Consider the following 1558-nt stretch of genomic DNA (forward strand, 5'->3'; position numbering starts at 1 on the left):
GAGCCAGCCAGGCCGGACTGCTTCATCACGTGCTCGTAGCGCTGGCGCACCAGCGGGATTTCCCACGGGCGGCGGTTGTAGGCGCTGGAAGTAAACAGGCCGAGGAAGCGCTGTTCGCCGATGATCCTGCCCTTGGCGTCGAATTCCAGCACGCCGATGTAGTCCATGTAACCGGCACGATGCACGCGCGAACGGGCGTTGGTCTTGGTCAGGATCAGCGCGTCCTTCAGCCCGGACGTGGTGTTCAGGCCCTGCGCGGCCAAGGTCTTGACCGGACGTGCAGCGGACTTGTCCTTGCCGCGCATCAGGCCCAGGCCGGTGTCGTTCAGCGGCGCCAGCACGTCTTCCTTGCCCTGCTTCTCGACGCGGTACTCGCGGTAGCCGAAGAAGGTGAAGTGGTTGTCGGCGGCCCAGCGCAGGAATTCCTGTGCTTCCTTGCGCGAGGCAGCGTCGACAGGCAGCGGGCGGCTGCCGAGGTCGTCGGCCAGCGCCAGCGCCTTGTCCTGCATCGGCTGCCAGTCGCGTACGATGGCGCGCACTTCATCCAGCGCCTTGTTGATGGCCTGCTCGATGTCTGCCATGGCTTCGGCCGGCTGGCGGTCGATCTCCAGCAGCATCACCGATTCCAGCTGGCCCTCGCCGACCTTGGTCAGCTTGCCGGCCTTGTCACGGGTGAAATGCAGCACCGGGTGGCCCAGCACATGCACGCCCACGCCATGCTCGGCCAGCGACATGGTCACGGTGTCGACCAGGAACGGCATGTCGTCGTTGATGATCTGCAGCACGGTGTGCGGCGATTCCCAACCGTTGGCCTTCGCCGTCGGATTGAACACGCGGACATTGGCCTTGCCCGATTTGCGGGCGCGGGCAAATTCCAGCGTTTCGGCGGCAAGCGCGGCCCATTCCTCAGCGCTGTGATGGGGGAACTCGTCGGCCTCCATGCGCTTGTAGAAGCTGGAGGCAAATGCCACTGCCTCGGCCTGGGCGGCCGCGGGGTAACGCTTGCGCAAGGCCGTGTACACCGGCTCCAGGGAGAAACCAGCGGTCACTGCGACCTCCGACTCAACTGGTTTGCTTTTGTTTTTCACGGTCTTGGCTGCGGTTTTTTGCGGTTTCATGGCAGAGCGGCGCGCTTGCTCAGTTGGGAAAATGAAATTGTAGCCCTACCGCACGAAAAGGCCTTGCTGCAGGACGGAATAACCAGATTCGGGTTTGCTGCGGTTTAGACGCCCTATTCAGTTCGCACCGGTATGGGCGTCGCAGTCGCACAGCGTTGCCGACAGGATCGGCAAAACGTGTTACCGGAAGACACATGCGGCAACATCGGCGCGATTCCACAATCCTGAACTGGACGGTATAGTCCACCGCGTGAATCCGGCCTACCTTCCTGTCGCCCTCGACGCGCGTGATGAGCGCGTGTTCGATGCCGTGCGCGAACTGCTTGCCCAACAGGGCATGCAGATGAGCATGGACGCGGTTGCCCAGCACGCCGGGTGTTCAAAGCAGACGCTGTACTCGCGCTACGGCAACAAGCAGGCCCTGCTGCGGCGGGTGATGC

The 1558-nt window shown here is 63.2% G+C and carries 1 protein-coding gene and 1 pseudogene; one reads left to right on the top strand and one right to left on the bottom strand.

What is annotated here, in order from left to right; translation table 11 throughout:
- Window positions 1–1118 (bottom strand): annotated as a pseudogene (locus tag AB4Y84_RS21295) (NAD-glutamate dehydrogenase); the annotation flags it as partial.
- Window positions 1119–1356: 238 nt separating this feature from the next.
- Here AB4Y84_RS21295 and AB4Y84_RS21300 point away from each other — a divergent pair.
- Window positions 1357–1558: helix-turn-helix domain-containing protein (locus AB4Y84_RS21300; protein WP_442250890.1), on the top strand; the 202-nt coding region annotated here is incomplete at its 3' end.

This window comes from Stenotrophomonas sp. 2YAF22 (assembly GCF_052114665.1).
Lineage (GTDB): Bacteria > Pseudomonadota > Gammaproteobacteria > Xanthomonadales > Xanthomonadaceae > Stenotrophomonas > Stenotrophomonas indicatrix.